The 8,828-nt window shown below is 53.4% G+C and carries 2 protein-coding genes; one reads left to right on the forward strand and one right to left on the reverse strand.

Features of this window, described 5'->3' with window-relative positions; all coding sequences use genetic code 11:
* Positions 1–7,545, reverse strand: a 7,545-nt coding sequence (locus tag WC488_03470) for a LamG-like jellyroll fold domain-containing protein (GenBank protein MFA5077461.1), incomplete at its 3' end; no start/stop codon positions are given.
* 258 nt (positions 7,546–7,803) lie between these two features.
* Between WC488_03470 and serS the strand changes: the two genes are divergently transcribed.
* The coding region (gene serS / locus WC488_03475) for a serine--tRNA ligase (GenBank protein ID MFA5077462.1) at positions 7,804–8,828 on the forward strand (1,025 nt) is incomplete at its 3' end.

Raw genomic sequence — 8,828 nt, forward strand, 5'->3', positions numbered from 1 at the left:
GTTGGATATGGTGCCTGTCTGGTCTATGAAGTTGTTGGTGATTGACCATGTGTGGTCCACGAATATTGAAATCTGCTGGAAGGATTGCACTTCCGCGCAGGTGGTGTTCACGGATACGTTGTAGTTCAAACCGTAGAGGTTGGCTGCGTCCGTGAGGTTGAGCGTGAAATTCGTGGAGTTGCCGGTGGTGATGGTGCCCAGGATTTGCGTTGCATTCCCCACAGCTGCGAGAGTGCCCGCGGAAATCGTTGCGTTGCAGCCGGTTCCTGAGCCGGTGTAGTTCACTGCCACGTTCAGGGTTCCGTTCGCATATCCGATTACGGAGTTGTTCTGCGGGGCGATGATTTCTGATAGCAAGGGGCTTATGAATGCCGCGGTGAGCGGTGCGGAGTCCACTCCTCCGATCATTTTTCCAAGCGAATTGGTGCTGTTGTAGGGGTAGCCGGCGCCGGAAGCGCCTATGTAAAGCCCGCCTATGCTGGAATTCACGCTGCCCTTTATTTCAACGCTCCCGTTCAGAACGTTCGGGTATATGTTGCCCTGGTTCTTTCCGTCATAAGTGCAGCTGTAGAAGTTCGAGCCATTGGAATCGGTTATATATGTCGTTGGGGATGTTCCTGAATCGGAGAAATTGTTGAGGCAGATAATGTTATTCGAGGCGCCTGCATCGAATAACAGTAAATTGGTTGCATTCAAGAATGTGTTGTTTATGAAAATGTTGCCCGTAAAAGTGCCTGCTTGGAGAGATGCTGCATACGTCGCTCCCAATCCGTTTATCGTGCTGTTAGCGATTGTATTATCGTAGTTACTGGCATAGATGAGAAGTGCTCCATATGCGTTGTTCTTGCCACTAATCTGGCAGTTCGTGAATGTGTTGTTGTCGGAACCCGAATAAACAAAAACGCTGTAGCTCGTGCTCGATAAGAACGTGGAACCTTCTATGGAATTATTATCACTTACTTGCAGATATAAATTGCCGTAGGTGCCTGCTGTTCCGGTTGAGTTGATTATTTTGTTGTTTGAAGAACCAGCAACATAGATTCCGCCTTCTGCCCCAGATGTTCCCGTGGAATTTAGTATGGTGTGTGTGTTAGAGTTATCTGTGAAATAAAAACCTCCAACTGCGCCCGTAGTCCCGTTGGAATTGGTTATGATGTTGTTGGAACTTGAGTGGGAAAAAAAGCCGTATGAGCCTGTTGAAATTCCTTTTGAATCAATTATCTGATTGCCGTTTGAGTTCACGTATAAAGCAAAGCCTGCTTTCGAGTTTGAGACTCCTGAATTATTTAATACAGTGTTATTAGAGGCCGTAGCAAGGAAAATTCCTATGCCGTCTTTGGAATAGGCAATGTTATTGTTCAGCGTGTTGAAATGAGCCCCATATAGAAGTATTGCGGTTGAATAAGTCGGATTTACATAATTGTTCACGGTTACGTTTATGTTGTTGTTTTCAATCGTTCCGTTGTGCGCTCCATTGTAGTAAATTCCAACATCAAAGCCGTTTATGTTGCAGTTCTTGATGGTTGTATTAAATTGGTTTGTGTAAACCCCCCAGGTGTTGCTGGTATTTGTCCCTTCTATAAGCCCTCCTGCGCAGTCAATGAAGGCATTCGAACCTCCATCTATGTATATGCCCGAGGATTGGTTGGCTGATGCTGATACGCCGATGAAATGGTTGTTATTTGAGTTGGTGGATACCTGTATGCCATATCCTGCTGCCCCGGATGCTATATTGCGGCCGGTTACGTTGGTTAATGTGTTGCTATTGCAGCTTCCGTATAGAAGTATGCCCTTGCCGTAGTGCGAATTTGCGATATTGTTATTTAGCGTATTGAAGCTGGCGCCCCCGCGTAGGAGTATAGCGGATGAGTAAGTAGGATCTACCCAATTATTCACGCTCGTGTTCACGTTATTATTTTCTATCGTTCCGTTTATCGCCGTTGCTCCATTGTAGTATATCCCAACGTCGAACCCGTTTATGTTGCAGTTCCGTACGGATGTGTTGAATACAGTGGTGTAAACTCCCTGGGTGTTGAATGTATTATTCCCTGAAATCGTGAAGCCGGCGCAGTTTATTGAAACGTTTGAGGCAGTGACGTTGAAGCAGTTTGTTCCTGTTGCGTTGAGGTCGCCGTTCATGGTGCAGCTCTCGTTCACGTTTTGGCCGCAGGTGAAACTGGCTGTTGCTCCTATGCAAGAGATGACTTGGGGCACGTTGGTGAGCGAAATCTGCTGCTCAGAAGAGAGGTTGATTGTGAAGGGGCCGAGCGCACCGGACGAATTGGCGGATTGGGTGGCAAGGACAACCCCGTTGGCAGCTATGGCGTAACTTGCGCTCGGAGTGAGATTATACACTATATATTGTGCAACCGTGCTTGCGTTCGTGGAACTTTCGTTCCACATCATGGAATCGTTGGTCCACTCCACGTAAAGCTTCCTGGTTATGTTCTGCGAAGAGTTCGAAGCGAAAACAGAATGCAAAGTCTTTCCGAAACCGTCCTGGCAGGAGGAGAAGTTGGAGATTCTCGAGCAGTAAAAGAAAGTCCCTGCGCTTCCGTTCCTGTAGCCGCTGGAGCCTCCGCTCAGATTCACCAGGCCTGAGAAGGTGTTGGTTACGTAGCTAACGGAAACCCTGCCGCCGCTGCCGCCGCCACCCCAATAGCCGCCTCCGGAATAGGTGCTCCCTTTGGCTCCTGCAACGCTTATGGTCCCGGTTCCGTTCAGTTCGGAGGCAGTTATCCACACGCTGCCGCCGCTGCCGCCGCCGGTTCCCTGCGCCCAAGTTGAATAGTGCGAACTGTTCAGGCCCTCCGCGTGAATTGCTCCCTCCAGCGCCAGCCGCTCGGAAACAGAGATGACAATCTTGCCGCCGCCTATGCCGCCGGTTCCGTCCCCCACCGCTCCGCCTCCGCTGCCGATTTCATATGGAGCGATTACATCTCCGTAAGCAGGGCCTCCGGCATAATCGTTCAGGCCGTTGCCGCCGTTGCCGCCGTAACCTCCTCCGCCGGTTCCGCCGCCGCAGCAGGAACCGTTGGCTCCTGCGCCAGGACCGAGGCCCGGGCCGTACCCCAAACCGCTGGAGTTTATCAAGGCCTGCGATTCTACAGTGAGGTTTGCAACGCTTATGTTGGGAAATCCAGCTATGGAACTGTTGGCAAGGACGATTATATCAGAGGACACTGCCAGGGGCGTGTTGTTGCAGAACAGCACCGCACCTCCGCTGACGTTCAGGTTATCGAAAACAGGGTAAGATGAATTCCACGGGGTGTAAGCAACTGAAGTGCTTGGGAAGCCGTTGTCGATCACGAGGAAGCCGGCGCCGGACCCGGGCACTAAGAGGACCGTGCCGGCTCCGCCGTACTGCTTTCCGCTGTATCCTCCGAAGGCCGTAATCGTTCCGTCGAAACTGGAGCTAGAATAGTAAATCGCGATGCGGCCGCCCGCACCCCCTCCGCCATGGTAGCCGCCGCCCGAATAGGTGCTACCCCGGCCTCCGTCTGCACGTATTGTTCCTGAGCCGCTCATGTTTTCAGTTATTAACCAGATGCTTCCTCCGCTGCCTCCTCCGGTTCCAGACCCCACTGCGCTGTGGTTGCCGGACGTTCCGTTCGCGGTTATTATTCCGTCAACTTGAATCCTGGAGGCGTTTATGAAAATCGCCCCGCCTCCGCTGCCTGCGTAAGCGCTGCTGATTGAGCCCCCTCCGCTTCCGAGCGTTGTGGGTATTGTGATGTTGCCGTAGGGCGTTCCGCCAGCGGTAAGGGCCAGCCCGGTTCCCCCTGTGCCGCCGTGCCCTCCTCCACTCGTGCCCTGCCCTGAGGTCCTGTTGGTTCCGGCTCCCGGACCGAGGCCAGGGCCGTATCCCCTGGCGTCCGCGCTTATGCGGCTCCCGGCTTCAACTACGACGGCGTCCGCGCTTAGGTTGACTGGCCCGTTGGCCCCTGTGGGCGAGCTGTCTATTGTGAGCACCGCGTTGTTGGTCACTATAATGGAAAAGCACTCCACGCTCCGGTTCAGAATGTAGTTGGAACTTATTGTCCATGTGCCCCCAGTGTCTGTGCAATTCTCATAAGTGCGGATTAGCAGGGTGTTGCTGCAATTTGTGGCTCCGTCCAAAATTCCGTCGTTAGGTGTTGCGCACACGGCCCAGTCCTGGCCCGCCGCGAGTTCCTGAGAGACCACCGAATCCGAGCGGTTCTGGTAAAGCGCCGACACTTCCTGCGACGTGAGGGAACGGTTCCAGTACGCGAATTGGTCCATGTAGCCGTTGTATTGCCAGCTCCCGTCGTTGCGGATGCCGAGCAGGAGGTTGTAGGCATTAGCTCCGTATACTATGGCATTGTCGGAATTTTCCAAAATTCCGTCGATGTAGATGCTGGTGTTGCTGCCGTTGAAGGTGGCCGCGATGAATGTCCACGCATCCGTTGTGAGGGTCGTGTTGGAACAAAAAAGAGATGAACCGTTCCAGATGTATACCGCGCCGTCAACGCCCCCGCACGTGGAGGCGTCGGATCCCACGAAGCCCAGGTAGAATCCGGACGCCGAGCCGGAGCCTTTCGTCACAAGGTAGTTGACGAATTGGCTGCTTATATCGCTCGGATTCACCCACCCTGTGATTGAAAACGGCTTGTCAAACTCCAGGTCGTCATTGTCCGGAACCGTGATGTTCCCGCTTGAGAAAAGATACCCGCCGGTTCCGTTCCATCCGCCCGTCGCGTTCCATGTCGCGCCGTTCACTGTTCCGTTGTTTCCGAACATCGTGTAGTCTCGCGTCTTTCCTGCTCCTGCGCTGTTGTTTACGTCGAAGTTCATGTTCAGGATTGCGATGCTCGAGCCGTTCAATCTCCAGTCATAGGCAAAGCGTACCGGATCGTTGTTGAGGTCTGTTGCGTTCACGTAAACTGTGAGGTTTTCCTGCGTGGTGTTAGCTCCCAGGGTGCTGTTGAGGATTATGGAATTTATGGAGGGAGCGCCGCTCTGCGCGTACAAAGCGCTGCTGCAATTTGTGGTTCCGTCCGCGCTTCCGTCGTTAGGGGTTGCGCACACGGTCCAGTTCTGGCCCGCCGCGAGTTCCTGGGAGACCATCAAATCCGAGCGGTTCTGGTAATGCGCGGTAATCTCTTGCGGGGAGAGGGCTCGATCGTATATGTTTATATTATCTATATTCCCGCCGAACGGATAACCTGTGCTGTAGTATGTGCCTATCTTGAGCGAATCCGCCCCTGAGTCGCCTATGTCGCTGGTGTACGGTTGCGAGTTTTTCTGGATTCCATCCACATAAATTCTCTGGTCTGCGCCGTCGTACGTGGCTACCAGGTGGTGCCATACGTTGTTGGCGTACGGGCCGTCCGATGTACCGACTTGCCCGCTGCCTTCTACAATTGCTCCGTTCAGCCTGAAATAAACGTTGTTGACGTAAACCAGACTGTAGGTCCCCTGGCTGTTTGTGAGGGGGCCTTTGAAGATTATGCCGTCATTGTCAGGATTGCTTGCATGGTATACCCATGCCTCGAGCGTTATTTCTTTCCCGGTAATGTTCAGGCTTTGAGAGCTTCCTGCATCTATGTATGAGCCTGTGCTGCCATAAGAGTATGCTCCGGTTCCGTTCCATCCGCCCGTCGCGCTCCATACCGCATCCGTAACAGTTCCGTTGTTTTCGTATGAACTGTAATCCCTGGTCTTTCCTGCTCCGGCTGAATTGTTCACGTCGAAGTTCATGTTGAGGACTGCGATGCTTGAGCCGTTCAATCTCCAATCATAGGCGATGCTGATGTTATCGCCTTCTGCATCTGTTGCGTTCACGTAAATTGTGAGGTTCTCCCGCGTGGTGTTGGCTCCATAGGTGCTGTTGAGGGTTATTGAATTCAGCGTGATGTTCGCGGCGTCGTTGTATGCGTAAACAGCTTCATCGCCAAATTGGAATTTCAGCACGTGCTTCTTGGCGCTCAGGACTTTGCTTGTTTCGTACGAGGTTTCGTTGCACGAGTAATTTTCTGCGAATACCGAGCATTCTTCGCTGAGGCAATCGCTGCCGAGCCATTGGTATTGGAACGTTTCGTTTCCGCATCTGAGCTCCAGGAATTTCAAATCGTAATTTTCCTCCAGGGAATCGCTCCAGCGCGTGTATTCTGAAGTGTAGTTAGGCTCGTTGGTCGCGGTTACGGTGAGGTTCGCCTCCCCAAGAGTGATGAATTCTACTGCCCAGTTCCCGTAAAGGGTCGGGTGGGAATGGATGTTGAGCACGCTTATGCTTATCTCATAGGTCTGGTTGCTCAGGGAAGGGACGATCCACTCTATGGCGTCCAGCAGGCCGTTCCCGTTGGTGTCCCGGGCTGTGAAGGGCACTTCCTTGACCAGGACGCCGTTCTGCTCCAATTCACTGATTTCGGCTCTTGAAAGGGAATTCTTGGGCAGGCCTTCCTCGGAGCTTACGTGCCAGGCGAGCGTCGCAAGCTCCGCGGATGGAATCTCAACCGGGAGCGATGCGTTCGCGCTTATGTTCTCGTAGTGGATGTCCGAACTTATGAGCACTTCCTTCGAGCGCTTTCCCGTATTCCTTTCTTCGGATGCCGGACCCGGGGTTTCGTACAAAACCTCGAGTTCAGTGACAGGCTCGCTTATATCAACGATTTTCTGGTCCTGCCACCTGCTAGGCTTCACTGCTCCCGGCCCGAGGTCGTTTCCGTTAGCGCTGTCCCGGATGGATATCACGGAGGCGCTTGCTGGAATGTAAACGGAAACGCTCTGCGGTGAGGCAAGGGAAACTGTTTTCTTCCACCTTACCGGCTGGCCGGTGCGTGCCTCGTACTGGACGGTCGAGACGGATGCATTCTCAGAGATGTTGGACTGCGCAGGCCCCACCATCACTGTCACGGTGTTGCTGGGGACGATGCTTCTTCCGTCCGAAGCGTAAAAAACAATGTGCTCAGAGCCCGCGAAGCCCTGCAGCGCCGACACGGTCGCGATGCTTCCCTGGAAGGAGACGATTACGCTGTCGGAAGGGCTCGAGGTGAAAACCAATGCGTCCTTGTCCGAATCCCTGAAATTGCCGGACAGGTTCAGTGTGGCGTTGTGCCCTTCTTCAAACGAAATATCAGATATGTCAGTTATGAGGACCGGGGGTTTGTTCCTGCCCTTTATGTTTGTGCACCTGTATCCGAGCTCCACGGGGTCCGAGCCAGGGGGATAGGCGTAGAAGTATACGGTTTCCACTCGCTGGCCCGGCTGGCCCGAGCTGAATTCTACGTCGTACCTGCCCTCGGTTTCCGGAATGAACGTGATTCCGTATTTGCGCTCTGAAAGGTTCTCTGGGATAAATTCGGAGCGCGAGACGTCCGGGAATATTATGGATATTGACGCGAGCGGGGAGGAGCGCTTGGAGACAACGACTGAGATTTCCAGCTGCGCGCCGGTTTCCACGCAGTATGCACGGTACGGGCTTTCCTCTACTACCTGGAACGGCTGGGAGCTGCTCTGGTTCACGTCGGGGCTTTGGGATGGGTCTATGGCCGACGCCGACGAAGAAGAGAAGTAAAGGGCCAAGAATAGGAACAGCCATGCCAGCAAAGGAAAAATTAACTTTAGCGCCCCTGGTTTTCCCATTTCTCTTCAACCCACAAGATGTATGCGTGGGAAATACAGAATTAACCATTATAAAGCTTCCGACGCTTCAAACGAGGGAGAAACGAGAGGGGCATAATGCAGGCCGTGCATATTGCATCGGGGATTATGCATAGTATGTAATTGATTGGTTTGTCAACGTTTTAATATATTGCGTGATTCAAAAAATAAGGTGATGAAGTGCTCGATATCAAGCTGATTAGGAAAGATGCTGAAGCTGTGAAAAAGGCGCTCAGGGACAGGAACCAGGACGCCGGAATAGTGGATAAACTAACCGAACTGGACGCGAAGTGGAGGCAGGACAAGGCAGAGGCAGAGGCACTAAGGGCGGAGAGGAACAAACTCGGGCTGGCCATATCAGAGGCGAAGAAGCAGGGGAAGGACGCGTCGGGATTCGTGAGGAAAAGCGGCGAGGTTAGCGCAAGGGCCAAGGAGCTCGGGGAAGAGGTCGAGAGGCTGGAGAAGGAATTGGATGAGATGATGCTCCAGGTTCCCAACATCCCTGACAAGAGCGTTAAAATCGGGAAGGATGAAAGCGGGAACCAGGAGGTTAGGAAATGGGGCGAGCCGGGGAAGGTCAAGGGACTGGCGCACGACGAGATAGGGCTCAGGACCGGATTGCTGGATTTCGAGCGGGGGAGCAAGCTCGGAGGGCACAGGTTCACGGTGATGTACGGGAAGATGGCGAAGCTGGAAAGGGCGCTCGGGGCGTTCATGCTGAACGCGCACGCTGCGCGCGGATATATGGAAGTCTGGGTCCCGCATCTGGTGAAGAGCGAAATAATGCAGGGCACGGGCCAGCTTCCGAAGTTCAAGGAGGATTTGTACAAAACCGACGATGATTTGTGGCTCATACCCACAGCCGAGGTTCCGCTCACCAACCTGCACGCAGGCGAGGTGCTGGAGCTCGCGGACCTTCCCAAGAGATACATGGCGCTCACGCCGTGCTACAGGAAGGAGGCTGGCGCGTACGGGAAGGACATAAAGGGGATGATAAGGCAGCACCAGTTCGACAAGGTGGAGCTGGTGAAGGTTTGCGAACAGGAAAAAAGCTTTCACGAGCTCGAGTTGATGGTGAAGGACGCCGAAAACGTTTTGCAGATGCTTGGGATTCCGTACAGGGTGATTGAGCTGTGCACCGGCGACCTGGGGTTCGCGAGCGCGAAAACGTACGACTTGGAGGTGTGGATGCCGAGCCAGAAGAA

This window comes from Candidatus Micrarchaeia archaeon, from assembly GCA_041650355.1.
Classification (GTDB): Archaea; Micrarchaeota; Micrarchaeia; order Anstonellales; family Bilamarchaeaceae; genus JAHJBR01.